The sequence below is a fragment of the Nocardioides lijunqiniae genome, from assembly GCF_015024225.1.
Classification (GTDB): domain Bacteria; phylum Actinomycetota; class Actinomycetes; order Propionibacteriales; family Nocardioidaceae; genus Nocardioides; species Nocardioides lijunqiniae.
The window spans coordinates 14,471-39,906 of sequence record NZ_JACJGM010000036.1; the positions used below are offsets into that span (position 1 = coordinate 14,471).

25 protein-coding genes and 1 riboswitch are annotated in these 25,436 nt (G+C 73.6%); of the genes, 7 read left to right on the top strand and 18 right to left on the bottom strand.

Annotated features, from left to right (window positions below):
* Positions 1 to 41 precede the first annotated feature (41 nt).
* Together infC and IRQ30_RS18980 are read right to left on the bottom strand one after the other, a co-directional pair.
* Complete coding sequence (infC, locus tag IRQ30_RS18975; RefSeq protein WP_193609972.1) at positions 42 to 725, bottom strand: translation initiation factor IF-3; 684 nt, start codon at positions 723 to 725, stop codon at positions 42 to 44.
* A 345-nt stretch (positions 726 to 1,070) separates the two neighbouring features.
* Positions 1,071 to 1,565: an SseB family protein gene (locus IRQ30_RS18980; protein ID WP_193614517.1), complete on the bottom strand. Its 495-nt coding sequence runs from the start codon at positions 1,563 to 1,565 to the stop codon at positions 1,071 to 1,073.
* A gap of 103 nt (positions 1,566 to 1,668) precedes the next feature.
* On the opposite strand from IRQ30_RS18980, the gene IRQ30_RS18985 reads away from it, so the two are divergent.
* The 5 genes from IRQ30_RS18985 to IRQ30_RS19005 all read left to right on the top strand — a co-directional run bounded on the left by IRQ30_RS18985 (position 1,669) and on the right by IRQ30_RS19005 (position 6,619).
* The gene (locus IRQ30_RS18985) at positions 1,669 to 2,109 is read left to right on the top strand and encodes a cellulose synthase (protein WP_193614518.1); all 441 of its coding nucleotides are present in this window, start codon (positions 1,669 to 1,671) and stop codon (positions 2,107 to 2,109) included.
* The gene (locus IRQ30_RS18990; RefSeq protein ID WP_193614519.1) at positions 2,109 to 3,365 is read left to right on the top strand and encodes an amino acid deaminase/aldolase; all 1,257 of its coding nucleotides are present in this window, start codon (positions 2,109 to 2,111) and stop codon (positions 3,363 to 3,365) included. The genes IRQ30_RS18985 and IRQ30_RS18990 overlap by 1 nt, the downstream gene beginning before the upstream one ends.
* A gap of 28 nt (positions 3,366 to 3,393) precedes the next feature.
* Positions 3,394 to 3,921 (top strand): nucleoside/nucleotide kinase family protein, encoded by a 528-nt coding sequence (locus tag IRQ30_RS18995; protein ID WP_193614520.1) that lies wholly within the window; start codon positions 3,394 to 3,396, stop codon positions 3,919 to 3,921.
* Positions 3,922 to 3,988: 67 nt separating this feature from the next.
* Positions 3,989 to 5,671, top strand: coding sequence for a sulfatase-like hydrolase/transferase (locus IRQ30_RS19000; RefSeq protein ID WP_193614521.1), 1,683 nt, complete (start codon positions 3,989 to 3,991; stop codon positions 5,669 to 5,671).
* A 24-nt stretch (positions 5,672 to 5,695) separates the two neighbouring features.
* Positions 5,696 to 6,619 carry an aldose 1-epimerase family protein gene (locus tag IRQ30_RS19005; protein ID WP_193614522.1) on the top strand — a complete coding sequence of 308 codons (924 nt, stop codon included), beginning with the start codon at positions 5,696 to 5,698 and terminating at the stop codon, positions 6,617 to 6,619.
* Here IRQ30_RS19005 and IRQ30_RS19010 read toward each other — a convergent pair.
* The 8 genes from IRQ30_RS19010 to IRQ30_RS19045 all read right to left on the bottom strand — a co-directional run bounded on the left by IRQ30_RS19010 (position 6,584) and on the right by IRQ30_RS19045 (position 12,421).
* Positions 6,584 to 7,054 carry a PH domain-containing protein gene (locus IRQ30_RS19010; RefSeq protein ID WP_193614523.1) on the bottom strand — a complete coding sequence of 157 codons (471 nt, stop codon included), beginning with the start codon at positions 7,052 to 7,054 and terminating at the stop codon, positions 6,584 to 6,586. The genes IRQ30_RS19005 and IRQ30_RS19010 overlap by 36 nt on opposite strands.
* A complete protein-coding gene (hisG, locus tag IRQ30_RS19015) occupies positions 7,038 to 7,886 on the bottom strand; it encodes an ATP phosphoribosyltransferase (protein ID WP_193614524.1) in 849 nt (282 codons plus the stop codon). The genes IRQ30_RS19010 and hisG overlap by 17 nt, the downstream gene beginning before the upstream one ends.
* Positions 7,887 to 7,905: 19 nt before the next feature.
* Positions 7,906 to 8,169, bottom strand: coding sequence for a phosphoribosyl-ATP diphosphatase (locus IRQ30_RS19020; RefSeq protein WP_193609938.1), 264 nt, complete (start codon positions 8,167 to 8,169; stop codon positions 7,906 to 7,908).
* A gap of 93 nt (positions 8,170 to 8,262) precedes the next feature.
* Positions 8,263 to 8,751 carry a 6,7-dimethyl-8-ribityllumazine synthase gene (ribH, locus tag IRQ30_RS19025; protein ID WP_193614525.1) on the bottom strand — a complete coding sequence of 163 codons (489 nt, stop codon included), beginning with the start codon at positions 8,749 to 8,751 and terminating at the stop codon, positions 8,263 to 8,265.
* The gene (locus tag IRQ30_RS19030) at positions 8,751 to 9,995 is read right to left on the bottom strand and encodes a bifunctional 3,4-dihydroxy-2-butanone-4-phosphate synthase/GTP cyclohydrolase II (protein WP_193614526.1); all 1,245 of its coding nucleotides are present in this window, start codon (positions 9,993 to 9,995) and stop codon (positions 8,751 to 8,753) included. The genes ribH and IRQ30_RS19030 overlap by 1 nt, the downstream gene beginning before the upstream one ends.
* Complete coding sequence (locus tag IRQ30_RS19035; protein ID WP_193614527.1) at positions 9,992 to 10,627, bottom strand: riboflavin synthase; 636 nt, start codon at positions 10,625 to 10,627, stop codon at positions 9,992 to 9,994. The genes IRQ30_RS19030 and IRQ30_RS19035 overlap by 4 nt, the downstream gene beginning before the upstream one ends.
* Position 10,628: 1 nt before the next feature.
* Positions 10,629 to 11,672 (bottom strand): bifunctional diaminohydroxyphosphoribosylaminopyrimidine deaminase/5-amino-6-(5-phosphoribosylamino)uracil reductase RibD, encoded by a 1,044-nt coding sequence (ribD, locus tag IRQ30_RS19040; RefSeq protein WP_227467828.1) that lies wholly within the window; start codon positions 11,670 to 11,672, stop codon positions 10,629 to 10,631.
* A 77-nt stretch (positions 11,673 to 11,749) separates the two neighbouring features.
* Positions 11,750 to 11,908: riboswitch (FMN riboswitch) on the bottom strand.
* 60 nt (positions 11,909 to 11,968) lie between these two features.
* Positions 11,969 to 12,421, bottom strand: a complete 453-nt coding sequence (locus IRQ30_RS19045; RefSeq protein ID WP_193614528.1) for a winged helix-turn-helix transcriptional regulator — start codon at positions 12,419 to 12,421, stop codon at positions 11,969 to 11,971.
* Positions 12,422 to 12,552: 131 nt separating this feature from the next.
* Here IRQ30_RS19045 and IRQ30_RS19050 point away from each other — a divergent pair, with 131 nt between their 5' ends.
* On the top strand, positions 12,553 to 13,446 hold the full coding sequence (locus IRQ30_RS19050) for an aldo/keto reductase family oxidoreductase (protein ID WP_193614529.1): 894 nt from the start codon (positions 12,553 to 12,555) through the stop codon (positions 13,444 to 13,446).
* Between the two features lie 172 nt (positions 13,447 to 13,618).
* Here IRQ30_RS19050 and rpe read toward each other — a convergent pair whose 3' ends face one another.
* A complete protein-coding gene (rpe, locus tag IRQ30_RS19055) occupies positions 13,619 to 14,281 on the bottom strand; it encodes a ribulose-phosphate 3-epimerase (protein WP_193614530.1) in 663 nt (220 codons plus the stop codon).
* A 115-nt stretch (positions 14,282 to 14,396) separates the two neighbouring features.
* On the opposite strand from rpe, the gene ggt reads away from it, so the two are divergent.
* The gene (gene ggt, locus IRQ30_RS19060; RefSeq protein ID WP_193614531.1) at positions 14,397 to 16,295 is read left to right on the top strand and encodes a gamma-glutamyltransferase; all 1,899 of its coding nucleotides are present in this window, start codon (positions 14,397 to 14,399) and stop codon (positions 16,293 to 16,295) included.
* A 31-nt stretch (positions 16,296 to 16,326) separates the two neighbouring features.
* Here ggt and ligD read toward each other — a convergent pair whose 3' ends face one another.
* The 7 genes from ligD to IRQ30_RS19095 all read right to left on the bottom strand — a co-directional run bounded on the left by ligD (position 16,327) and on the right by IRQ30_RS19095 (position 25,224).
* Complete coding sequence (ligD, locus tag IRQ30_RS19065) at positions 16,327 to 17,295, bottom strand: non-homologous end-joining DNA ligase (protein ID WP_193614532.1); 969 nt, start codon at positions 17,293 to 17,295, stop codon at positions 16,327 to 16,329.
* 18 nt (positions 17,296 to 17,313) lie between these two features.
* Positions 17,314 to 18,693, bottom strand: coding sequence for an RsmB/NOP family class I SAM-dependent RNA methyltransferase (locus IRQ30_RS19070; RefSeq protein ID WP_193614533.1), 1,380 nt, complete (start codon positions 18,691 to 18,693; stop codon positions 17,314 to 17,316).
* On the bottom strand, positions 18,686 to 19,102 hold the full coding sequence (locus IRQ30_RS19075) for an MmcQ/YjbR family DNA-binding protein (RefSeq protein WP_193614534.1): 417 nt from the start codon (positions 19,100 to 19,102) through the stop codon (positions 18,686 to 18,688). Before IRQ30_RS19075 ends, IRQ30_RS19070 begins: the two co-directional genes overlap by 8 nt.
* Positions 19,099 to 20,040 carry a methionyl-tRNA formyltransferase gene (fmt, locus tag IRQ30_RS19080; protein WP_193614535.1) on the bottom strand — a complete coding sequence of 314 codons (942 nt, stop codon included), beginning with the start codon at positions 20,038 to 20,040 and terminating at the stop codon, positions 19,099 to 19,101. Before fmt ends, IRQ30_RS19075 begins: the two co-directional genes overlap by 4 nt.
* The gene (def, locus tag IRQ30_RS19085) at positions 20,040 to 20,585 is read right to left on the bottom strand and encodes a peptide deformylase (protein ID WP_193614536.1); all 546 of its coding nucleotides are present in this window, start codon (positions 20,583 to 20,585) and stop codon (positions 20,040 to 20,042) included. The genes fmt and def overlap by 1 nt, the downstream gene beginning before the upstream one ends.
* 29 nt (positions 20,586 to 20,614) lie before the next feature.
* Positions 20,615 to 22,651 (bottom strand): primosomal protein N', encoded by a 2,037-nt coding sequence (locus tag IRQ30_RS19090; RefSeq protein ID WP_193614537.1) that lies wholly within the window; start codon positions 22,649 to 22,651, stop codon positions 20,615 to 20,617.
* A gap of 65 nt (positions 22,652 to 22,716) precedes the next feature.
* Positions 22,717 to 25,224, bottom strand: a complete 2,508-nt coding sequence (locus IRQ30_RS19095) for a M4 family metallopeptidase (RefSeq protein WP_193614538.1) — start codon at positions 25,222 to 25,224, stop codon at positions 22,717 to 22,719.
* Positions 25,225 to 25,436 lie beyond the last annotated feature (212 nt).

The following is a 25,436-nucleotide window of genomic DNA, read 5'->3' on the forward strand; positions in this document are numbered from 1 at the left end:
CCCGATCGGCTGCTGGCCGGCGTGTCCGCCGGCCCGGGGTCTCAGGCCTCGATCTCGGGATCGAGGTTCTCGGAGCGGCCGCGCTCCTTCTTCTGCGCGACCGGCCCGGCTGCGTGGGCGGCGTCACGCTCGGCCTTCTCGGCGTCCACGACGGCGGCACGCTCGGCCATCTTGGTCTCCTTCTCGGCCTGCATGTCGACCTTGGCGTCGGCCTTCTTCTTGTGCGGGCCGAGGACCATGATCATGTTGCGGCCGTCCTGCTTGGGCGACGACTCGACGAAGCCCAGCTCGGTGACGTCCTCGGCCAGGCGCTGCAGCAGGCGGAAGCCCAGCTCGGGGCGGTGCTGCTCGCGACCGCGGAACATGATCGTGATCTTGACCTTGTCGCCGGCGCGCAGGAACCGCACCACGTGACCCTTCTTGGTCTCGTAGTCGTGCGCGTCGATCTTGGGACGAAGCTTCATCTCCTTGATGATCACGTTCGTCTGGTTCCGGCGCGCCTCACGGGCCTTCTGGGCGTTCTCGTACTTGAACTTCCCGTAGTCCATGAGCTTGCACACGGGCGGCTTGCCCTGGGGCGCGATCTCGACGAGGTCGAGGTCGGCCTCCTGGGCCAGCTTGAGGGCCTGGTCGGTCGGCACGATGCCGACCGTCTCGCCGTTGGGTCCGACGAGGCGGACCTCGGGAACCCGGATCCGCTCGTTGATACGAAGCTCGGTGCTGATGTGTCCTCCAGTGTGTTCGGGGCCCGGGAGTCGCCCCCGAAATGGAGAACGGCTCCCGCTTGTCTCAAGCGGAAGCCAGTCGCATCGCGTCCACCCGTCAGGCTTCTGCGACTCCGTAGGCTTCGGGATCACGCGTGCGCTGGGCGCTCGCGCAAGGCCGGAGCCTGCGGGACCGGACCCGACGACCTGTCTCGGCCGATGCGGGTGGGAGACGATGAAGCTGACTCCGCTTGTGTGATCGGTCCAGTTTCCTGGACTGGTCGGTCAACGCCGCATGCTATCGGACTATTCCGTCACGCGCCCAATCGCCTGGCTGGACCACGCGCCGCGGGCCGCTCCACGGCCTCACTCGACCCGCCACGCGGAGCGGTCGCCGACCCGGGTCAGCGTCCAGCCGGAGGCCACGCCCAGCAGGTCGTCGCCCTCCAGCACGAACGTCGCCGGCCCGGCGAGGTCGACCACGAGCGCCGCGGCCTCCTCCTGCAGCGCGGACTGCGCCGCCGTCTGGGCCGACACCGGCACCGGCCGGGCCTCGGGGTTCCACGCGGCCAGGGAGTCGGTGCCGGTGAAGGCCAGCATCGCCAGGCGCCCGTCGGCGCCCTCGAGGAGCACCGCCGCCATGTCGCTGGTCTTGTCGTGGGCCAGCCCGCGCTCGTCGACCTCGACCTCGCCGAGCACCGCGACCACGGGGACCAGCAGCCGCGCCGAGGCCAGGGCGCTCAGCGCCGCGACCTGGGAGTCGGCGCCGCCGTCGTACGCCGCCAGCGCGGCACGCAGCGCGGGGTCGCCGGCCCCGGTGTCGTCGGGGAAGCCGGGTCCGAGGAGGCGTCGTTCGCTCACCCCTCCATCATGGGCCGTGCCGCGCGGCCCGACGGCGCCGGTCCCACCCGCGGCGACGGGGCGTCGCGGCGAGCCGTGTCGGCGGTTGTGCCAGGCTGGACGGATGGACGACGTGACGTGGGGAGCCCTGGCGGTGGTGCTCACCGTGGTGGGCGGCCTCTACACCTGGTTCGCCTACCGGCGGCGCGGCCTGCCCGCGGCCCTCAAGGGGGCCGGGCTGACCCTGCTGCCGCTGGCCGCCTACCTCACCAAGACGCTGCGGATGCTCACCCGCATCGGCGACGCCGTGGCCGACTGGGCGACCTCGCTGGTGTTCAGCCCGCTCGTGTGGGTGGGCATCGGCGTCGCGGGACTGGCCGTCGTGCTCTTCGGGGCGGGCCGGGCGCTCGAGGCGCGCGCCGGGGGCGGGCGCCCCCGCAGGGCGACCACCGACCCCGAGGCCCCCACGCTGCCGCCGAGCGGCGCTCCCGCCCGCGGCAAGCCCGCGATCGACGACGACATGGCCGAGATCGAGGCGCTCCTGCGCAAGCGAGGGATCAGCTGATGCCGACCAGCACGCCGTCAACCGACCCCTGGGGGCCCGCCGGCTCCTCCGCCGTCGAGCGCAACCGCCTGTGGGCGCGGCTCGAGGGCGCCGTGCATGCCCACGGCGAGCCGCTCGGCGCCCCGCTCGTGGTCGTCGACCTCGACGCCTTCGACGCCAACGCCGACGACCTCCTGCGCCGGGCGGCCGGCAAGCCCATCCGGGTGGCGTCGAAGTCGCTGCGCGTCCCCGCCCTGCTGCGCCGGGCGCTGGCGCGCGACGGCTTCGAGGGGATCCTCGCCTACACGCTGCCCGAGGCCCTGTGGCTGGAGGAGGAGGGGCTCAGCGACGACATCGTGGTCGCCTACCCCACCGTCGACCGCGCCGCGCTGAGCCGGCTCGTCGAGTCGCCCCGGGCGGCCGGTCGGGTGACGCTGATGATCGACGACGTGGCGCACCTGGACCTCGTCGACTCCGTGCGGTCCTCGCACGCCGTGCCGATCCGGGTCTCGATCGAGGTCGACGCCGGCCTCCGCCTCGGGCGTCAGCACGTCGGCCCCAAGCGCTCCCCGCTCTTCGACGCGGCCTCGGTCGCCCGCCTGGCCCGCGCGGTCGTGGAGCGGCCCGGCTTCCGACTGGTCGGCGTCATGACCTACGAGGGCCAGGTCGCCGGGCTGCCCGACGACGTCCCCACCGCCCGCGCCCGCTCGCTCGTCGTACGCCGGCTGAAGTCGATGTCGCTCACCCAGCTCGAGGCGCGCCGCCGCGAGATCGCCGACGCGCTGTCGGAGATCGTCGAGCTGGAGTTCTGGAACGCGGGCGGCTCCGGGTCGGTCGCCGACACCGTGGCCGACCCCGTCGTCACCGAGGTCGCCGCGGGCTCGGGGCTGCTGGTGCCCGGGCTCTTCGACCACTACCGGTCCTTCCAGCCGCGCCCGGCGGCGTTCTACGCCCTGCCCGTCGTCCGGCGTCCCTCCCCCGACGTGGCCACCGTGCACGGCGGCGGGTTCGCGGCCTCCGGACCCGCGGGTCCCGACCGGCTGCCGCTGCCGTGGGCGCCCGCCGGACTGCACCTGACCGGGCTCGAGGGTGCCGGCGAGGTGCAGACGCCCCTGACCGGCCAGCCGGCGGCACTGCTGGAGATCGGCGACCGGGTGTGGTTCCGGCACGCCAAGTCGGGCGAGCTGTTCGAGCACACGAACCTCGTCCACCTGCTCTCGGGAGACCGCCTCGGGGAGCGGGTGCGCAGCTACCGTGGCCACGGGCTCGCCTTCTGACGTAGCGCGCCGGGTCCACGACCTGACGATGGAGCGCGCGCCGTCGCTGGGCGCAGGGCGCCTGGTGTGCGTGGACGGCCCGGCCGGCTCCGGCAAGACCACGCTGGCCGCGGCGCTCGCGGACTTGGCCGGCGCGCCCGTCGTGCACATGGACGACCTCTACGACGGCTGGCAGGGCCTGCCCCGCGTGGGCGCCCAGCTCGACGGGCTCCTGCTGCCGCTCTCGAGGGACGAGCCCGGCACCTACCGGCGCTACGACTGGCTGCGCGAGGAGTACGCCGAGACCGTCACCGTCGCCCCGTCGCCCCTCCTGGTCCTCGAGGGCGTGGGCTCCGGCTCGCGCGCGCACGATGTGCTGTGCACGACGTTGGTGTGGGTGCAGGCCCCCGACGGGCTGCGGCTGCACCGCGGCCTGGAGCGCGACGGTCCCGAGCTCGAGGAGCAGTGGCGGAGCTGGATGGTCGCCGAGGCCGAGCACTTCGCCGAGCAGGGCACCCGGGCGCGGGCCGACCTGCTCGTCGACGGGACCGGGCGGAGCGCTCCCCTGCCCGCGTGACATGCCCCTCGGGTGGCGGCGGCGGGGCAACCAAACTCGACCGATCAGCGTCACTTAGGTTGTGACCGTGACTTCCTCGACGGCCCGACGGCTGGCCGTGTGCGTGACCGTCGCGGTCGCGCTCGTCGTCGCCCTGCTGGTGTGGACGGGTCGCGACGACGAGCCGACCGACGCCGACTTCCCGCTCACCACCGGCAACGGCGCGGCGTTCGACGGCGCCACGGGCCCCAACGTCGTCGTGGTCATGGCCGACGACATGCGCGCCGACGACCTGCTCTTCATGCCCTCGCTGCGCCGGCTCGTCGGGGAGCACGGGCTGACGTTCCGCAACTCCTTCTCGCCCTATCCCCTGTGCTGCCCCGCGCGCACGTCGTTCCTCACCGGGCGCTACGCGCACAACCACCGCGTCTACTGGCACGAGGAGCCCTACGGCTACGGCGCCTTCGACGACTCCAGGACGATCGCCACGTCCCTCCAGGCCGCCGGCTACGAGACCGGCTACATCGGCAAGTACCTCAACCGCTACGGTCCGGCCACCTCCAAGGTGAGCGGCGAGCCGTCCTACCGCTACGTCCCCGAGGGCTGGACCGACTGGCGCGCCTCGATCGACCGCGTCGAGGGCGTCGGCGTCCACGGCAGCACCTACGACTACCGCGACACGCCGTTCAACGTGAACGGCAAGGTCGACAACCGCTACAAGGGTGACTACAACACCGACGTCATCGGCGACTTCTCCGTCGAGATGGCGCAGCGGTTCGCGGCGCAGGACAACCCGTTCTTCATGATGGTCAACTACGTCGCCCCGCACAGCGGCGGGCCGATCGAGGACGACGACCCGGCGTCGTACCTGGACGTGGGGACGCCCGCCGTGACGAAGGCGGTGCGCGGTCGGTTCGACGACCTGATCACCCGCGGCGCCGGCATGCCCAAGGACGGCGGGCCGAGCGAGGCCGACATCTCCGACAAGCCGCGCGCGTTCAGCGAGGACGAGGAGCCGGACGAGCAGCTGCGCGAGGCGATCGCCGAGTCGACGCGCCAGCGCGCCGAGTCCATCTTCGTCATGGACGGCCAGGTGAAGCGGCTGATCGAGGAGCTCGAGCGCAGCGGCGAGTGGGACGACACGGTCTTCATGTTCACCTCCGACAACGGCTTCTACCTCGGCGAGCACCGCCGGCGCGGCGGCAAGGTGCGCGCCCACGAGCCGTCGCTGCGGGTGCCGTTCGTCATGACGGGGCCCGGGATGCGGCAGCGCGCCGACCGCGACGACCCGATCACGACCATCGACATCTCGGCCTCCATCCTCGACCTGGCCGACGCCGAGCCGCCGTACCCTGCCGACGGCACCAGCCGCCTCACGACGATGCGACGCGGCGACCAGGGCTGGGTGACGCCGGTGCTGAACGAGGCCACCAACACCGGTCGGCTGGGCCCGCGCCCGCGCGGCTTCCGCGGCCCGCGCACCTCGATCGGCGTGCGCACGGCGCGCTACTCCTACATCCGCAGCGCGACCAACGAGGACGAGCTCTACGACCTGCAGCGCGACCCGCTGCAGATGGAGAACGTGAACGACTCCCCCGCCTACGCCGCCGTACGGCGCAGCCTGCTGGAGGTCTGGTGGCGCACCCGCAACTGCGTCGGCGACGAGTGCCAGGTCGCGCTCCCACCGGAGCTGCGCGCCGACGCCGCCACCACGGCCGCCCTCACCACCGGCTACTGGGACGGCGTCCGCGAGGTCTACGGCTTCGAGTAGGAGCCCAGGTCCTAGGGTGTGCTCATGGTGGCGCCGAGCGGGGAGCAGTTCGAGATCGAGGGGGGCGGCTACCGCGCGGTCGTCACCGAGAGCGGGGGCGCGCTGCGCGAGCTGACCTACGGCGCCCGGGCGCTCGTGGACGGGTTCGCCGAGGACGAGATGTCCGCCGGGGGGCGCGGCCAGCTGCTGATGCCGTGGCCCAACCGGATCCGCGACGGGCGCTACGAGTTCGGGGGCACCGAGCACCAGCTCGCCCTGACCGAGCCGAAGCGGCACAACGCCTCCCACGGCCTGGCCCGCTGGGTCGCGTGGACGCTGGAGGAGCACACGCCGCACTCGGTGTCGCTGCAGTACCGGCTGATGGCCCAGACCGGCTACCCGTGGACCCTCGACCTGCACGTCGTCTACGACCTCTCCGCCGACGGGCTCACGGTGACCCAGACGGCGACCAACATGTCACCGGCGCCGGCGCCCTACGCGTGCGGCGCGCACCCCTACCTCACCGTCGGGCCGGGCCCGGTGGACACCTGGGAGCTGACCCTCCCGGCCTCGACCCGCAGCATCACCGACGACCGGCTGCTGCCCGTGGGCCGCGAGGACGTCGACGGCACGCCGTACGACTTCCGGGTGCCGCGGCCGCTCGGGTCGACCGTCCTCAACAACACCTTCACCGACCTGGCCCGCGACGACGACGGCACGGCGACCACCGTGCTGCGCGACCCGGCCACCGGGCACGCCGTGGCGCTGTGGGTCGACGAGCACGTGCCGTGGCTGCTGCTCTACTCCGCCGACGACGTCGCGGCCACGGCCCGTCGCTCGCTGGCCGTGGAGCCCATGACCGCCGACGCCGACGCGTTCCGCTCCGGCCAGGACCTCGTCACGCTGGAGCCCACGGGTGACGTGGGCGACGAGCTATCGGTCTCGTGGGGCATCCGGGCGGTCGACTAGCGCCCGCAGCTCCCGGACGGCGACGCGGGCGCGCTGGCCGTCGGAGCTCTGGATCGCCATGACGGAGGCGGTCGTGCCGTCGGTGAGGTCGAGCGTCACCCAGGGCGCCCCCGGAGGCATGCGCACGGCGATGATCTGCGCCCAGCCGTAGGTGCGGCTGCGGTAGCCGTTGACCACGAGCAGCCCGTCCTGGCTGGCGACCGCCCGGCAGCGCGCCAGCGCGAGGATGGCCGACCCGATCAGCAGGCCCAGGGCGACGACGGTGCCCCGCTGGAACGGCGTGACCGACGCCCGGGTCTGGTCGTCGAAGCCGATCCAGAGGAAGACCATCATCAGGACCAGGACGCCGGCTGCGACGGCGCCCGCGATCCGGGGGCCCAGCGGTCGCCAGGTCCGTGGCAGCCGGAGCCCGGCAGGCTCAGAGCCGGCAGGCATGGATGTCCGTGGTGAGGATGCCGCGAGCGCCGATGCTCCACAGCTCGTCCATCAGGCGCTGGGCGCCGGCGCGCGGGACCATGGCCCGCACGGCCACCCAGCCCTCGCGATGCAGCGGCGAGATCGTGGGGCCCTCGATGCCGGGGGTCAGGGCGACCGCGGCGGTGACGTGGCGCTCCTCGATGTCGTAGTCCATCATCACGAAGCTCCGCGCGGTGAGGACGCCGTCGACCCGGCGCTTGAAGATCTCGAAGCCCTCGGGCACGTCGCCCTGGCGGGTGATGAGCACGGCCTCGGACTGCAGGATCGGCTCGCCGAACGTCTCCAGGCCCGCGTGGCGCAGCGTGCTGCCGGTCTCGACGACGTCGGCGATGACGTCGGCCACGCCGAGCTGGATGCTGCTCTCGACCGCGCCGTCGAGGCGGGTGACGCTGGCCTCGATGCCGCGCTCGGCCAGGAACGCCTCCACGATGCCGACGTACGACGTGGCGATGCGGGTGCCGGCCAGCTGGGCGAGGTCGGAGTAGCGCCCGGCCGGCCCGGCGAAGCGGAAGGTGCTGCGGCCGAAGCCCAGGTCGAGGGACTCGACCGCGCTCGCACCGGAGTCGAGCAGCAGGTCGCGCCCGGTGATGCCGACGTCGAGGGTGCCCTCGCCGACGTAGAGGGCGATGTCGCGCGGGCGCAGGTAGAAGAACTCGACGCCGTTCTCGGCGTCGGTCAGCGACAGCTCCTTGGAGTCCGAGCGCTGGCGGTAGCCGGACTCGCGCAGGATGTCGGACGCGGACTGGGACAGCGACCCCTTGTTGGGGACCGCCACTCTCAAGAGGGACATGGGGTGACGGGGCTCCTGGTCAGAGGTGGGCGTAGACGTCGTCGAGCTCGATGCCGCTGGCCAGCATCAGCACCTGGGCGTGGTAGAGCAGCTGGCTGATCTCCTCGGCCGTGCGCTCCTTGCCCTCGTGCTCGGCGGCCATCCAGGACTCGGCGGCCTCCTCGACCAGCTTCTTGCCGATGGCATGCACCCCCGCGTCGAGCTCCTGCACGGTGCCGGAGCCCGCCGGTCGCGTGCGGGCCTTGTCGCTCAGCTCGGCCCAGAGCTCGTCGAACGTCTTCACGGGCCTCAGCCTACGGTCAGGGGTCGGTCGGGCCCGACGGCGGAGGGGTTTCGAGACGGGCGCCGGGGCGCCTTCCTCGACCCCAGGGGGGATCTAGCTGTCGTAGCCGCGACGGACCCGCTTGAGGGTCTGCGCCGTCAGGAGCGCGGCCGACGTGGCCTCGTAGCCCTTGTCCTCCGACGAGCCCTCGAGGCCGGCGCGGTCCAGGGCCTGCTGCTCGGTGTCGCAGGTGAGCACGCCGAAGCCGACGGCGGTCTGGTGGTCCAGCGCCACGCGGCCGAGTCCGTCGGTCGCGGCGTTGCAGACGTAGTCGAAGTGCGGGGTGCCGCCGCGGATGACGACGCCGAGCGCGACGACGGCGTCGTAGCCCTGCGCGGCCAGCGCCGAGGCCACGACGGGCAGCTCGAAGGTGCCCGGCACGCGGACGACGACCGGGGCCTCGACCGCGTGGTCGCTCAGGGCCCGCTCGGCGCCGGCGATGAGGCCGTCCATGACCTGGGTGTGCCAGCTGGCGGCGACGACCGCGACCCGCAGGTCGTGGCAGTCGACGGGCTGGTGGGTGGGTGCTCCGTGGCCGCTCATCAGATGGCTCCTTGGTCGAGGTCGGGCAGGTGGTGGCCCATGCGGTCGCGCTTGGTCAGCAGGTAGGCGAGGTTGTGGTCGTTGGGGTGCGGGGTGAGCGGGACCCGCTCGGCGACGCGGATGCCGAACTCCTCGAGGTTCGTCACCTTGTCGGGGTTGTTGGTCATCAGCCGCACGCTCTCGATCTTGAGGTCGCGCAGGACCTGCGTGGCGGTGCCGTAGTGGCGCGCGTCGGCCGGCAGCCCGAGGTCGAGGTTGGCGTCCACGGTGTCACGGCCGCCGTCCTGCAGCTGGTAGGCCTGCAGCTTGGCGACCAGGCCGATGCCGCGCCCCTCGTGGCCGCGCAGGTAGACCACCACGCCGCGGCCCTCGGCCACGATGCGGTCGAGCGCCTCGTCGAGCTGCGGTCCGCAGTCGCACCGGTCGCTGCCGAACACGTCGCCCGTCAGGCACTCGGAGTGGACCCGGGTCAGGACCGGCTCGGAGCCGCCGACGTCGCCGTGGACCAGCGCGATGTGCTCGCTGCCGTCGACGGTGATCCGGTAGCCGTAGGCCGTGAAGTCGCCGTGCCGGGTGGGCAGCCGGGTCTCCGCGACGCGCTCCACGAGGTTCTCGTGGCGGCGCCGGTAGCGCACGAGGTCGTCGATGGAGATCATCGCGAGCCCGTGCTCGTCGGCGAAGGCGCGCAGCTCGGGCGCGCGCTTCATGGTGCCGTCGTCGTTGACGACCTCCACGAGGACGCCGGCGGGGGTGAGCCCGGCGAGCGTGGCGAGGTCGACCGCGGCCTCGGTGTGGCCCCGGCGCACGAGGACCCCGCCCTCGCGGTAGCGCAGCGGGAAGACGTGGCCGGGCCGGGTGATCTCCCAGGGCTCGGTGGCGGAGTCGGCGAGCACCCGGGCCGTGTGGGCGCGGTCGGCGGCCGAGATGCCGGTGCTGACGCCGTCGCGCGCGTCGACCGAGATCGTGTACGCCGTGCGCAGCTTGTCCTTGTTGTGCGGGGTCATCAGGGGGATCTCGAGGCGGTCGAGCATGTCGGCGGGCATCGGGACGCAGATGACGCCGCTGGAGTAGCGGATCGTGAACGCCATCAGCTCCGGGGTGGCCTTGCTCGCGGCGAAGATGATGTCGCCCTCGTTCTCGCGGCCCTCGTCGTCCACGACGACGACCGCCTTGCCGGCCGCGATGTCGGCGATCGCGCGCTCGATGGTGTCCAGGCGTACCGACGCGTGCTGGTGCTCGCTCATGACTGCTCCTTGCTGTGCTGCGGGTGTCCGGTGGAGGTCTGCTGGTAGGCCGCCAGGACCCTCTCGACGTGCTTGGCGATGATGTCGACCTCGAGGTTGACCCGGTCACCGGGCTGCCGGGAGCCCAGGGTGGTGCGGGCCAGGGTCTCGGGGATCAGGCTGACCGTGAACGTCTCCTCGCCCGCCTCGACCACGGTGAGGCTGACGCCGTCGACGGTGATCGAGCCCTTGTCCACGAGGTAGCGCGAGAGCTGCGGCGGCATCGAGATCTCCACGACCTCCCAGTGCTCGCTGGGCGTGCGGCTGACGACGTGACCCACCCCGTCCACGTGACCCTGGACGATGTGGCCGCCGAGCCGCTTGTCCGCCGTCACGGCACGCTCGAGGTTGACCCGGTCGCCGGGGCGGACGCCCTGCAGGCTGGTCTTGTCGAGGGTCTCCTGCATCACGTCGGCGGTCCACTCCACGCCGTCGTGCGAGACGACCGTCAGGCAGCAGCCGTTGACGGAGATCGAGTCGCCGAGCCCGGCGTCGCTGAGGACGGTGGTGGCCGCCACGGTGAGGCGGATCGCGTCGCCCTGGTCCTCGACGGCGCTGACGGTGCCGAGCTCCTCGACGATTCCGGTGAACATGTCAGGCTCCTTGCGGGGTCATGGTGGGTGTCGTAGGGGTCATGGTGATCCGGACGTTGGGCTCCTCGCCCTCGACGCCGGGCAGGACGGTGACGTCGGTGACCCGGGGACGCAACGCCCCGGCGATGGTGGTGATTCCGAGGTCGGCGACGGCCGCCCGGCCGGAGCCGAGCAGCACCGGGGCGACGTAGGCCACGATCTCGTCGACCAGCCCCGCCGTCAGGAACGCCGCCGCCAGCGTCGGTCCGCCCTCCAGGAAGACGTGCTGACGGTCGAGGGCGAAGAGCTCGGCCAGCGCCGCGTGCGGGTCGCGGGTGCGCAGCTGGAGGTCGAGGCCGTGGTCCGGGAGGTCGCGCTCCCCCATCACCACCCGCAGCGGCTGCTGCTCGAGCGGCTGGTCGTGGTCGTCGCGCACGGTGAGCCTCGGGTGGTCGACGGCCACGGTGTTGGCGCCGACCAGCATCACGTCGCACCTGGCGCGGAGGCGGTGGGTGTCGCGGCGCGCCGCCGTGCCGGAGACCCAGCGCGAGGTGCCGTCGGCCGCGGCGCTGCGCCCGTCGAGCGTGGTCGCGAACTTCCAGGTCACGAACGGGCGCTGCTCGCGCTGGGCGAGGCGGTAGACCGCGGCGAGCGCGTCGGCCTCGGCCGCCATCAGGCCGGGCTCGACCTCGATGCCCGCGGCCTCGAGCCGGGCCCGTCCGCCAGCGGCGACGGGGTTGGCGTCGGTCTCGGCGTAGACCACGCGCCGGACCCCGGCCGCGACCAGCGCCTCGGTGCACGGACCGGTGCGGCCGGTGTGGTTGCACGGCTCGAGCGTCACGACCGCCGTGGTGCCGCGCGCGGCGTCGCCGGCCCGGGCCAGCGCGTCGGCCTCCGCGTGCGGCGTGCCGGGCCCGCGGTGGTGCCCCTCGGCCACCGTGGAGCCGTCGTCGGCGAGCAGCACGCACCCGACGCGTCGGGTGTCGGCGACCATCGGCACCGCGGGCGTGGCCGCGAGCTCGAGCGCGCGCGTCATCGCCGCCTGCTCGGCCGCCGTGAAAGTCATGTCCTGCCCTCGGGTCCGTACGCGGACTCCGGGGACGGCGACGCCCGGCGCACCACCTGCTCGTGCGTCGACGTCACCTGCGTGCGCTTCCCATCCGGACTTTCACCGTCGGTCCAGGACTCACACCTGGTCAACCGGTCACTGGCGGTGACCGGGTCGCGGACTGCCGAGCGAGGCGCGGACGCCTCGAACGGTTCACCGCCGGCTCGGAATTACACCGACCCCAGAGCACGCGAGTGGTTAGCTCGTCGAGGACAAGCCTGCCACATCCGCGCGACGACGCGTCGAGATGCTCATCACGTGATCTTCTCGACCGGCCGCGCGTCGTACGCCGCTCGCTGCTCCAGCACCTCGGCCACGTGGGTCTCCGCCCAGCCCTTGAGGGCACGCATCGTGACGTGCAGGGACAGGCCGAGGTCGGTGAGCTCGTAGGAGACGGTGACCGGCACGGTCGCCACGACCGAACGGGTCACGAGGCCGTCACGCTCCAGGGAGCGGAGCGTCTGGGTGAGCATCTTGGGGCTGACGCCCGCGACCTGGCGCAGGAGCTCGGAGTAGCGCATCGCCCGGGGTGTGCCCTCCTCGGCCGAGGGCTGCGGGAACGAGCCACCGCCCAAGGCGCACAGCAGCAGGCCCACCCACTTGTCCGAGACCCGGTCCAGGAGCTGGCGGCTCGGACAGACCGCGAGGAAGGCGTCGAACTCGGTCCTCGCCTGTGCCCGCCTCTGTGCCGCCGTGGTCGTCGCCATCGCGCTCTCCCTCCGTCGGCCGCCACCGGTGACCAACGCACTCTCGAGTGCCTACTTCCCGATGGTGAGCAACTCTCCCATGGTGAGAGGGCCGGTGAGCGAACGCCCACCCAGACCGAGAGGCTCCATCCTTGAACACGTCGCACGCCCCCCTCGCCGAGAAGACCCTTCCCGGCGGCTCCTGGTCGCTGGGCGACCTGACCGTGTCCCGCTTCGGCTACGGCGCCATGCAGCTGGCCGGCCCGTGGGTCATGGGTCCCCCTGCCGACCACGCCGGCGCGCTGGCGGTCCTGCGGGACGCCGTCGAGCTGGGCATCACCCACATCGACACCAGCGAGGCCTACGGGCCGCACGTCACCAACCGCCTGATCCGCGAGGCGCTCCACCCCTATCCCGAGTCGCTGCACCTGGTGACCAAGGTGGGCGCGACGCGCGACGCCCAGGGTGGCTGGCCGACCGCCCGGGAGCCCGAGGACCTGCGGCGCGCCGTCCACGAGAACCTCGACACCCTCGGGATCGAGGTGCTTGACGTCGTCAACCTCCGCCTCGGCGACGCCGAGGGCCCCCGGCCCGGATCGCTTGCCGCGGCCTTCGAGGCGCTGGCAGTTCTGCAGCAGGAGGGACTCGTCCGCCACCTCGGGGTCAGCAACGCCACGGACGAGCAGGTCGCCGAGGCCCAGTCGATCGCGCCGATCGTGTGCGTGCAGAACATGTACAACCTCGCCCACCGCCACGACGACGCCCTCGTCGACCGCCTCGCCGAGCAGGGCGTCGCCTACGTGCCGTTCTTCCCGCTGGGCGGGTTCAGCCCCCTGCAGTCCGCCGCCCTCTCCACGGTGGCCGCCCGCCTGGACGCCACCCCGATGTCGGTCGCCCTCGCCTGGCTGCTCCAGCGCTCGCACAACATCCTGCTGATCCCCGGCACCTCCTCGACCGCCCACCTGCGCGAGAACGTCGTGGGCGCCGGGCTGAGCCTCTCCCCCGACGACCTGCGCGAGCTGGACACGATCGGCCGGCACGCCTGACGGTCCCCTAGGGACCGGGCACCAGCATCGGCAGTCGGGCCGACTGCAGCCCGCCGCGAACGCCGGCCAGGGCCGGACCTCGGCGGAGGTTCTGGGCCTTTCCCTGACGTTCTGGGCCGTTGTTTGGCCCCAGAACGTCAGGCTTTTCAGCATCTGCTGGTAATCCTGCCGCTCAGGCGCGGACGGCCTCCGCCGCGGCGCGCAGCTCGGCCACCATGCGGTCGGGGTCGTCCGCGGAGTAGACGGCCGAGCCGGCGACGAAGGTGTCGGCGCCGGCCTCGGCGCAGCGCTCGATGGTCTCGAGGGAGACACCGCCGTCGACCTGGAGCCAGGTCTCGATGCCGTGCCGGTCGAGCATGGCCCGGGCGGCGCGGATCTTGGGCAGGCACAGGTCCAGGAACCTCTGGCCTCCGAAGCCGGGCTCGACGGTCATGATGAGGAGCATGTCGAGCTCGGGGAGCAGCTCCTCGTAGGGCTCGATCGGGGTGGCGGGCCGCAGCGCCATGCTGGCCCGGGCGCCGCCCGCACGGATCTCGCGGGCGAGCCGCACCGGGGCCTTCGCGGCCTCGACGTGGAAGGTGACCGACGCGGCACCGGCCTCGACGTACGCCGCGGCGTTGCGGTCGGCGTCCTCGATCATCAGGTGGGCGTCGATCGGGAGGTCGGTGGAGCGGGCCAGCGCCTCCACCATGGTCGGGCCCAGCGTGAGGTTGGGGACGAAGTGGTTGTCCATCACGTCCACGTGCACCCAGTCGGCGCCCGGGATGCGTGACACCTCCTCGCCGAGCCTGGCGAAGTCGGCGTTGAGGATGCTCGGCGTGATCTGGATTCCCACGCGCCGATCCTAGGGCTCACGGGTCGGCGCGGCGCTCGACAGCCCCGCATGCGGGAGGCAGGGTGGGGCACCGACCAGCATCCACGCCGGACACCCTCACTCGGGAGGCACCTCGATGAACCGCCCGCTCCACCGTCCCCTGTCCCGGTCCACGGCCGCGCTCTCCGCGTTCGCGCTCGCCGCCGGCCTCGCCGCCACCTCGACCGGCCAGGCCACCGCGTTGTCGGACGACCCGGCGGCCGAGCGCGGCCAGGACGCCCGCACGAGCGTGCACCCGCCGGTGCGCCCCCCGGCGAAGACGGCGACCAGCCGCGGATACGGCGGCGCGGTGTCCAGCGTCGACCCCTACGCCAGCAAGGTCGGCCTGGCCGTCCTGCGGCGTGGCGGCAACGCGACCGACGCGGCGGTCGCCATGGCCTCGGCGCTCGGCGTGACCGAGCCCTACAGCGCGGGCGTGGGAGGCGGCGGCTACTTCGTCCACTACGACGCCCGCACCAAGCGGGTGCAGACCATCGACGGCCGCGAGACCGCGCCGCGCGCGATGCGTCGTGACGCCTTCATCGACCCTGCCACCGGCGACCCCTACCCGTTCACCCCCGAGCTGGTGACCAGCGGCGTCTCGGTCGGCACCCCCGGCACCCCCGCCACCTGGCAGCGCGCCCTGCGCAAGTGGGGCACCTGGTCCCTGACGAGGACGCTGGCGCCCTCCATCCGGCTGGCCCGGCAGGGCTTCCGCGTCGACGGCACGTTCCGCCAGCAGACCGAGGACAACCGCGAGCGGTTCCAGGCGTTCCCCGCCACCCGCCGGCTGTTCCTGCCGAAGGGCCGTCTGCCCCGCGTCGGCTCGACGTTCCGCAACCCCGACCTCGCTCGGACGCTGGAGCGGCTCGCGCGCCTCGGCGTGCGCGACGGCTTCTACCGCGGTCCCCTGGCGCGCCAGATCGCCCGGACCGTGCAGCGTCCGCCGAAGAGCCCCAGCACCACCCTCCCCGTGCCGCGCGGGTCCCTGTCGGTCCGCGACCTGCGTGACTACCGCGTGCGCGAGCAGCGCCCCACCAAGGTGCGCTACCGCGGCTACGACGTCTTCGGCATGGCGCCGTCCTCCAGCGGCGGGTCCACGGTCGGCGAGGCGCTGAACATCCTCGAGCGCTTCAACCTGCGCAAGATGGACGACGCCAAGGCCCTGCACCACTACCTCGAGGCGAGCGCGCTGGCGTTCGCCGACCGCGGCAAGTACGTCGGCGACCCCAGGCGCGTGAAGGTGCCGCTCGCCCGCCTGCTGAGCGACCGGTTCGCCGCCGAGCGCGCGTGCGCGATCGGCGGCACCGCCATCGCCAAGCCGACCGCCGCCGGCGACGTGCGCAGCTACGACGGCGTGTGCGGGCCGGTCAAGGACGGAGCCGTCGAGGCGGACACCGAGAACATCTCGACGACCAACCTGACCGTGGCCGACCGCTGGGGCAACGTCGTGGAGTACACCCTCACGATCGAGCAGACCGGCGGCTCCGGCATCGTCGTGCCCGGCAGGGGCTTCCTGCTCAACAACGAGCTGACGGACTTCTCGACCGTCTACGACGCGGCCGACCCCAACCGGATCCAGCCGGGCAAGCGGCCCCGCTCCTCGATGTCGCCCACGATCGTGCTGAAGAACGGGCGTCCCTACCTCGCCCTGGGCTCCCCCGGCGGCTCGACCATCATCACCACCGTCCTGCAGATGCTGGTCAACCACCTCGACCGCGGGATGGGGCTGCCGGCCGCGATCGCGGCGCCGCGCGCCTCGCAGCGCAACACCGCGACGGTCACCGCCGAGCCCGACTTCATCGCCAGGTACGGCTCCCTGCTCGAGGGCACCTACGGGCACGACCTGGTGCCGTCCGGCGACGGGCTCACCAGCGCCTCCGACATCGGCGCGGCGACCGCGATCCGCTTCCTGCGCGGCGGCCGGATGGTCGCGGTCGCCGAGCCGGACCGGCGCGGCGGCGGCGCCGCGTACGTCGTACGGCGCCGGCGCTAGGCCTGATGTCGGGGCGGGGCCGGGCCGCGGGTCACTCCGCGCCCGGCTCCTCCGGCGTCTCCTGGCCGTCGCGCTCGTCGCGGTCGGCCCACTCCAGGAGCGGCGCGATGTCGAAGACGTCGCCGTCGATGCCCCCGTGCAGGTCGCCCAGCTCGGCGAACCGGGGCGGCATCGTGACGATGGTGAAGTCGCGCGGGTCGCAGTCGTCGACCTCGTCCCAGCTGACCGGCGCCGAGACCCGGGCATCGGGCAGGCCGCGCACCGAGTAGGCCGCCGCGATGGTGTGGTCGCGGGCGTTCTGGTTGTAGTCGACGAAGAGCTGGTGGGGGTCGCGGTCCTTGCGCCACCAGGTGGTCGTGACGTCGTCGGGGGCGCGGCGCTCGACCTCGCGGGCGAACGCCAGCGCGGCGCGGCGCACCGCCTTGTGGCCGTGGTCGGGGCGGATCCGCACGTAGACGTGCATGCCCGACCCCCCACTGGTCTTGGGGTAGCCCACCGCCCCGAGCTCGTCGAGGACCTCGTGAGCCACGTGAGCGACGCGCTGGACCTGCGCGAAGTCCGAGAGCGGGCCGGGGTCGAGGTCGATGCGCCACTCGTCGGGGCTCTCGGGGTCCTCGCGGCGGCTGTTCCACGGGTGGAACTCCACCGTGGACATCTGCACCGCCCAGATCACGCTGCCCAGCTCGGTGACGCAGAGCTCGTCGGCGGTGCGGTTCCAGCGGGGGAAGTGCAGCCGGACTGTCTCCACCCAGGGCGGCGCGCCCTGCGGCAGCCGCTTCTGGTGGACCTTGTCGCCGGCCAGGCCCTTGGGGAAGCGGTGCAGCATGCACGGCCGCTCGTAGAGGGCGTTGACGATCCCGGGGCCGACCGCGAGGTAGTAGTCGACGAGGTCGGCCTTGGTGGCGCCGGTCTCGGGGAAGTAGACGCGGTCGGGGTTGCTGACCCGGATCACCCGGTCGTCCACCTCGATCTCGATGGAGGGGGACGAGGCTGCGGCCATGGGTCAGACCCTACGGGCTCAGACCCTGCGGAGGAGCGCCATGAACATCGCGTCGGTGCCGTGGCGGTGCGGCCACAGCTGGACCGTCCCGGGCAGCGGGCCGTCGCAGTCCGGCACGTCGGGCAGCAGCGCCCGGGCGTCCTCGAGCCTCACGTCGTCGTGCAGCCTCAGCACCGAGGTCACCACGTCTCCGGTCTCGGCGCGCACCGGCGAGCAGGTGGCGTAGAGCACCAGTCCCCCGGGCCGCGTGGCCGAGATCGCGGCCGACACCAGCTGGCGCTGGAGCAGCACGAGGGTGAAGAGGTCGTCGGGCTTGCGCCGCCACCGAGCCTCGGGACGGCGGCGCAGCGCGCCCAGCCCGGTGCAGGGGGCGTCCACGAGGACCCGGTCGAAGGACCCCGGCCGCAGCGGCGGCGCGGTGCCGTCGCCGGTCACCACCCCCACGACGCCGTCGGAGCCTTCGAGGTTGCGCGCGACCAGGCGCGAGCGGTGGTGCTGGCGCTCCAGCGCCACGAGCCCCGCGCCGCGCTCGGCGGCCAGGCCGGCGAGGAGGGCGGACTTGCCGCCGGGCCCGGCGCAGAGGTCGAGCCAACGGCGGTCGGCGCCCTCGAGCGGCGCCGCGGCCATGAGTGCCGCGACCAGCTGGGAGCCCTCGTCCTGGACGCCGGCGCGCCCCTCCGAGACCGCGGGGACCGAGCCGGGGTCTCCGCCCTCCAGCACCACCCCGTACGGCGAGTAGGGGGTCGGCGTGCCGGGCAGCTCGGCGACCGTGGCGCGCCCGGGCCGCGCGACCAGCGTGACCTTGGGCGCGACGTTGTCGGCCGCCAGCACCGCGTGCAGCTCAGCCTCGCCCACGGCCTTGCGCAGCTCGTCGACGATCCACACCGGGTGGCTGAACGCCACGGCGGCGTAGCGGCTCGGCGGCTTGGGCGGCGCCACCCGCGCGATCCAGGTGTCCAGGTCGTGCTCGGAGACGCGGCGCAGCACGGCGTTGGCGAAGTTGCCCGCGCCCGAGCTGCCCTTGGTGCGGACGAGGGTCACCGACGTCGAGATCGCGGCGTGGTCGGGCACCCGCATCGACAGCAGCTGGTGGGCGCCCAGGCGGAGCGCGTCGAGGACCTTCTCCTCGATCTTGCGCAACGGTCGGTCGGCGCACGCGGCGATGACCGCGTCGTAGGTGCCGCGCAGCCGCAGCGTCCCGGAGGCGAGCTCGGTCGCGAACGCCGCGTCGCGGGCGTCCAGCCGGTAGTGGCGGATGACGGCGGGCAGCACCAGGTTGGCGTAGGCGCCGTCGACCCGCACCGCCTTGAGGACCTCGTAGGCGGCCAGCCGGGAGGCGTCGACCTCGGGGCGCGGCGCGGCAGCGCGCGGGCGGCGTGCCCCCCGGGCCTCAGGCATCCCCGAGGTGCTTCCGCACGAGCGCCTTCGGCGCCTTGCAGGCCCACGCCTCGGTGATGACCTCGGCGAGCTCGTCGCGCGACATCTCCCCCAGGCGGGACTGCCGGACCAGGACGGCGTCGGTGCTCCTGAAGTGGTCGATGGTGAAGAACGGCAGGTCGGGATCGGCGACCAGCGCCTCCTTCTGGGCCGTGCCGGGGGTCGTGATCACGAGCAGGTCGTCGTAGGGCTCGCCGGTCTCCGGGTCGACCGCGCTCGCGTGCGGGGCCCGGAAGAGCAGGAAGCCCTTGCCCTTGTCGCCGGCCGGCACCTGGTACGTCGGGCGGTCACCCCAGGACGTGCCGAGCTCCACCTCGGGCAGGCTGCGGCAGATCTCGTCGACGTCGTCGGGGGTGGCCGGGCGGCTCATGCGGGTACGCCGCCGTCGTCGCCGAGCCGGGTGCCGGACTCCAGGCGTGCCCCGCGCGCCCAGTCGGCGGCGGCCATCTGCTTCTTGCCGAACGGCTGCACCGGACCCAGCACGACGGCATGGGTGCCGGTGCCGACGAGGACGTGGCTCTTGCGGACCTCGAGCTCACCGGGCGGCAGCTGCTCGTCGACCACGAGGACCGGACCGATCTTGATCCGCTGGCCCTCGTGCAGCGACCAGGCGCCGGGCGCGGGGGTGCACGCGCGGATCTGCCGCTCGAGGAGGTGCCCCGGGACGGACCAGTCGACGCGCGCGTCCTCGACGGTGATCTTGGGCGCGAACGAGACGCCGTCCTCCTCCTGCTCGCGCGCGACGATCGAGCCGTCGGCCAGGCCGTCGAGGGTCGCCACCAGCAGACCGGCGCCGCCCTCGGCCAGCCGGGCGAGCAGGTCGCCGGCGGTGTCGTTGCTGCGGATCCGCTCGGTCATCACGCCGAACGTCGGGCCGGCGTCCATGGCCTTGACGATGCGGAACGTCGTGGCGCCGGTGACCTCGTCGCCCGCCCAGATGGCGTGCTGGACGGGGGCCGCGCCCCGCCACGCCGGCAGGCACGAGAAGTGCAGGTTGACCCACCCCTGCGGCGCGATGTCCAGGGCCGACTGCGGCAGCAGCGCGCCGTAGGCCACGACCGGGCAGCAGTCGGGCTCCAGCGCGCGCAGGGCGGCCTGGAAGTCGGGGTCGCGCGGGTGGTCGGGCTTGAGCACCGGCAGCCCGAGCTCCTCGGCGCGCTGCGCGACCGGGCTCGCCACCAGGCGACGCCCCCGCCCGGCGGGGGCGTCGGGGCGGGTGACGACGCCGACCAGCTCGTGGTCGGACTCGACGAGCGCGTCGAGCGAGGGCAGGGCCACCTCGGGGGTGCCCGCGAAGACCAGGCGCATCAGATGCCGAGCCCGCGGGTGGCGTGCGGGCTGACCTTGACCGTCGGCCGCTCGAGGCCGAACCACTCCGACTCGCGGATCTCCCGCATGGCCGCCTTGCGCGCCTCGGAGTCGAGGCGGTCGATGAACAGCACGCCGTCGAGGTGGTCGGTCTCGTGCTGGATGGCGCGGGCCAGCAGGTCGGAGCCCTCGATGGTGACCGGCTCGCCGTGCATGCTGAACCCGCGGGCGACGACCGAGAGCGCGCGCGTGCAGTCGTAGGTGAGCTCCGGCAGCGACAGGCAGCCCTCCGGGCCGTCCTGCAGCTCGGTCGAGAGGTCCAGGGACGGGTTGACGAGATGGCCGAGCTCGCCGTCGACGTACCAGGTGAAGACCCGCAGGCCGACGCCGATCTGCGGGGCCGCGAGGCCGGCGCCGGGAGCGTCGAGCATGGTCTCGGTGAGGTCCTCGACCAGCCGGCGCAGCTCCTTGTCGAAGTCGACGACCTCGAGCGCGGGCTTGCGCAGCACGGGGTCGCCGAAGAGCCGGATGGGCTGGATGGGCATACCGCCAGTCTAGTGAGGTGCGGGGACGCCTAGAGACTGACGGGGTCCACCTGGATGCGTACGGCGTCCAGCTTGCGGGCGCTGCGGACGCGTTGGAGCTCGCGCAGCGACGCCGAGAGGGCGGACCCCTGCGCCCGGGGGACCCGCACCACGACCCGGCACTCGTCGTCACCCACGTCCACCGGCCCGAGCACCTCCGCGCTCTCGGGCGCCGCGAGCAGGGTCACGGCGTCGTCGACGGCACCCGCCTCGCCGGTGATGGTGGCCAGCCGCGACGCCGGCGGCAGGTGCGCCTCCTGGCGCTGCGCGGACTCCCGCCCGGCGACGCCGGGCGGGTCCCAGCGCACCAGCGCCTGGATCGCCGGGTGGGAGGGGTCCCCCACCACGACCGCCTCACCACCGGGGCGGACCAGGCCGACGGCGTTGCACCACCGCCGCAGCGCCTCCTCGTCGGTGCGCAGGTCGGTGCGGCCGAGCAGCAGCCAGGTGTCGAGCAGCACCACCGCGGCGTAGCCCCCTCGAGCGACCGGCTCGGCGCCCGGCGTGGCCACGACGATCGCGGGCTCGTCGTCGACGTCGGCGAGCACCCGCTCCCCCGACGAGGTCAGCACCCGGACGCCCGGGAAGGCGCGCCCCAGCTCCTCGGCGGTGCGGGCGTCGCCGAGGACCGGCGCGCGCAGCCCCCGGTGGCCGCACACGTGGCAGGCCCAGGCCTCGTCGGCGGTGCCGCACCAGCGACACGCCGGGGGCGAGGTGGGCCCGCCGAGCGCCAGGGGGCCCTGGCAGACGTCGCACCGGGCCGGCTCGCGGCAGCGCTCGCAGGCCAGCGAGGTGACGTAGCCCAGGCGCGGGGTCTGGACCAGGACCGGACCGCGCTCGAGGGCCCGGCCCACCGAGTCGTGAACCTGGCGCGGCATCCGGCTCGTGCGTGCGTGCGGGTCGCGGTCGAGCTCCCACTCCGTGGCGCCGGTGACCCCCACGGTGACCGCGCGACGCAGCGCCGTACGGTCCGGGGCCAGCTCGTGGGCCCAGCCGGTGCGGGTGAGGTAGGCCGCCTCGACACTGCGCGCGAATCCCCCCAGCAGCACCGCCGTCCCCTCGCGCTCGGCCCGCAGGAGCAGCGTCTCGCGCACGTGGGGGTAGGGCGCGCGCGGCTCGCTGTGGAGGTCGTCGCCGTCGTCCCAGAGCACGACCAGGCCTAGGTCGTGCACAGGGGCGAACGCCGCCGCGCGGGTGCCGACGACGATCCTGCGCGCACCGCGGCTGACCGCCAGGAACTCGCGGTAGCGCGCCGCCGGGCCCCGCCCCGCCGTCAGCGCGACATGGTGTCCCTCCCCCAGCCGGTCGACCAGCGCACGCTCGAGGCGGGCGACGTCCTTGCCGTCGGGGACGCACAGCAGGACGCCGCGGCCGCCGGCGTAGGTCTCGGCGGCGGCGTGGGCGAGCAGGGCCGGCCAGTCGGCGCCGGGCACGGCGCCCCACACGGCGCGCGGGGAGGCGCCCTCGCGCAGGTGGCGGAGGTAGGCGGCCGCCAGCGGGTGGTCGGACCAGCCCTCCGGCGCCGGCGCCAGCTCGCCGAGCGGCGGGGCCGGCGGCGACGGCTCCTTCTCGGCGGTCGCGTGGCGGGGCGGGACGGCCAGGCGCAGGACGTCGGAGCGCGACCCGGCGTAGCGCTCGGCCAGGTCGTCGGCCAGCGCGGCGACCGCCGGCGAGAGGACCGGTTCGGCGCTCACCAGCCGGCGCAGGGGGGCCAGCACGCCGGGATGGTCGGACGTGGCGCCCCGCTCGACGACGAGCCCGTCGAGGTCCTGCCCCGCGAACCGCACCTTCACCCGCACCCCGGGCCGCACGCCCGCGTCCATCGTGGCCGGCACGGCGTAGTCGAAGGGGCGGTCCAGGTGGGCCAGCGGCACGTCCACCAGCACCCGTGCCACCGGGTCGACCTCGGCGAGCGCAGCCGCGGCCGCCGTCCGCGCCCTCGTCGCCCGCGCCTTGGCCTGCGACGCCTTGACCGTGGCGCGCACCATGCCGGGGAGCAGCTCGGGCTGCTCCTCGGGCGCGGTCATGCCCAGAGTTCTACCAGCGTCCGTCGACGCTCCGGCCCCGCCGGTGGTCGCGCGGCGCTGGGCTCCTACCTGCGGACCTTCTTCGTGGGTCGGGAGAGCACGACCTTGGTGGTGTGGCCGGTCTTGGTGCCGGTCACGCGGACCTTGAGCTTCTTGCCCCGGTCGGCCGGCTTGACCTTGTAGGTCCTCCCCCGGGCACCCGGGATCGCCTTGGCTCCGCGGAACCACTGGTAGGTGAGCAGCACGCCAGCGGGTCGCCAGGTGCCGGGGACGGCGGTGAGCACCTTGCGGACCTTCGCGACCCCGCGGATGGTCGGCGCCGGCGCCACCAGGGTGCCGGGCTCGCAGGTGTAGACCTCGATGTCGTCGAGGTACCAGCCGTACACGGCGTACTGACCGTCGCTGCGCTGGGTGAACTGCGGCTTGACCGAGCGGCCCGCCAGGCTGCTCAGGTCGAGCCGGCTGCGGACCCAGCCGAAGCTGTCCCCGCCGAACGCCTTCTTCCCGGCGTGCGGCTGCGGCACGGCCTGGAACTGGCTCAGCGTCCGGTTGGGCCCGTTCACCCAGGGCATCGCGGCCGCGTCCAGCGGCTCGGCCGGCGTCCCCAGGTCGTCGACCTCGACGGTCCCCCCGTCCTGGTAGGCGCCGTCGAACCAGTCCTGGACGTACCAGCCGTTGAAGCTCAGATAGCTCTTCTTCCCCGCCGGCAGCACGACCGGGGCCGCGGTGACGAGGCTGGACGTGCGGATCGACGGGGAGTCGAAGGCGAACCACGAGTCCTTGCCCGAGGTGGCGTTGCCGGGGTAGTCACCGGGGGCGCGGGACCAGGTGCCGTCCTGGGTGCTGGGGACGAGCTTGTCCGTCGGCGTCCCGGTCTCGCTCGAGAAGAGCACCCGTCGTACGTTGCCCGCCGGGCACGCCACGGACGCGTCGGCCCGCTGCGGCGCCTTGGGCGGGGTCGTGGTCAGCTCGGTCGCGACCCCCGCCTGGTGGACCTCGGCGCAGTCGGTCGCGGTGAAGCCGTGGGTGCCGACCAGGTCCTGGCAGCTCTGGTCGAGCACCCGGGCCAGGTCGGCGTAGTCGCTGCCGGAGGTCAGTCCCTGGATCGCGGCGAGGTAGAGCCGGGCGGTCTTGGTCAGGCCGGCGTCCGCGCCGTCGATGCCGGTGACGGTCTGGCCGTTGAAGGTGCCGCCCTGGGAGATGAGGTAGGCCGTCTTGTTGCCGACCCCGCTGTTGGTGTGGACCCCGCCCCGGTCGCGGTAGTACTCGTCGGCGATGTCGCTGGTGTACAGCCCGCTCGTCATCTTGTCGGGCTGCTGGAAGGCCGGCGGGTTCTTCAGGTCGCGGAGGGCACCGACGGCGGGCGGCAGGTCCTCGCCGAGCTGCCAGTTGCCGGCGGCATCCGTGCCGGCGCCGTTCCGGTGGTCCATGATCTCGCCCATGATGTCCGCGAGCGACTCGTTGATCGCGCCCGACTGGCCCCAGTAGAGGAGGTCGGCGTTGCGCTGGATCACGCCGTGCGTGATCTCGTGGCCGACGACGTCGTCCGCGCTGGCGTATCCCGCGCCGTAGTACATCTCGGTGCCGTTCCAGAAGGCGTCGGCATACGGGTCGCAGCCGCCGGAGCCGGTGAAGCACCAGCGGACGGTGCTCGCGAGCTTCTTCACCCCGGAGACGTCCTTGCCGACCAGTGCGGTGAGGTCGATCCCCAGGTCGGCGTACATCTCCGAGACGTCGCCGCTGTAGTCGAAGGCCAGGTTGGCGTCGGTGAGCCCGACGGCGGCCTCACCCTCGCTGCGGATCGGCGCGGTGCAGGGCACGGCGTCGGCTCGCTGGACGTTGTTGTTGTCGCAGACGATCCGGTCCAGCGCGTGCGCGACCTGGTCGACGTCCATGACGACGGCGCCGGTGAGGTCGTCGACCAGCACCAGGCGCCGTACGTCGGCCCCGTTGCCGACCTCGAAGCGCCACACCCCGCGGGCGCCGTGCTCGGTGCGGGCACCCAGGAGCGCGGCATCGAACAGCCAGCGCCCCTTGCCGGCAACCTGAAGGCCCCCGCGCCGCGACGAGCCCTGGGCCGCCGCCAGCGCGGCGTCCGCCGCCGTGGCCTCACCGACGCGGGCCTCCGGGACGCCCGTGCTGGTGCTCATGGTGGACAGCATCGAGGCCAGGTCGCCGCCGGGTCGCAGGCTGACGACGACCTCGCCGCCGAGCACGGGCAGCCCGCCGACCTCCTGGCGGTAGCGCACCGCGTCCTGGCCCGTGGCCGTGCGGACCTGCGAGGTCGGGGCGAGGTGCGTGCCAGCCCGGTCGGCGCCGAGGGCACTGCCGTAGCGGTCCAGGTGCTCCCGGGCCGCCGCGGCGACCGTCGTACCGCCGCCGACGCGCGGGTTGTCGATCCCCCCACCGGCGGGCGTGCCCACGAAGCTCACCGCTCCGGGACGTCCGACCAGCGTGACGGCGTCCACCGCGTCGGCACGGAGCCGCTCGACGGCCGACCGGCCACGATCGCCGGGGTCGGCCCCGCTGCCGCTGGTCGCGACCGCGAGCTGACCCCCGGTCAGTACCGCCACGGACAGTGCCCCTGTGAACCATCTGCTGCGCACGCGCATCGCCGTTTCCCGTCCAACGTATGGCCGGGCGGCCATGGGGGGTCAGCCTAGGCAGCAACCGTGACCAGTTCCCATGGCCCGAACGGGTCATACCACCAGGGGTGGGCGGCCACAGGCCGGAAGACGTCGACCCGTCAGAGAGTGTCTGACGGGTCAACGGTGGGACCGGGGTT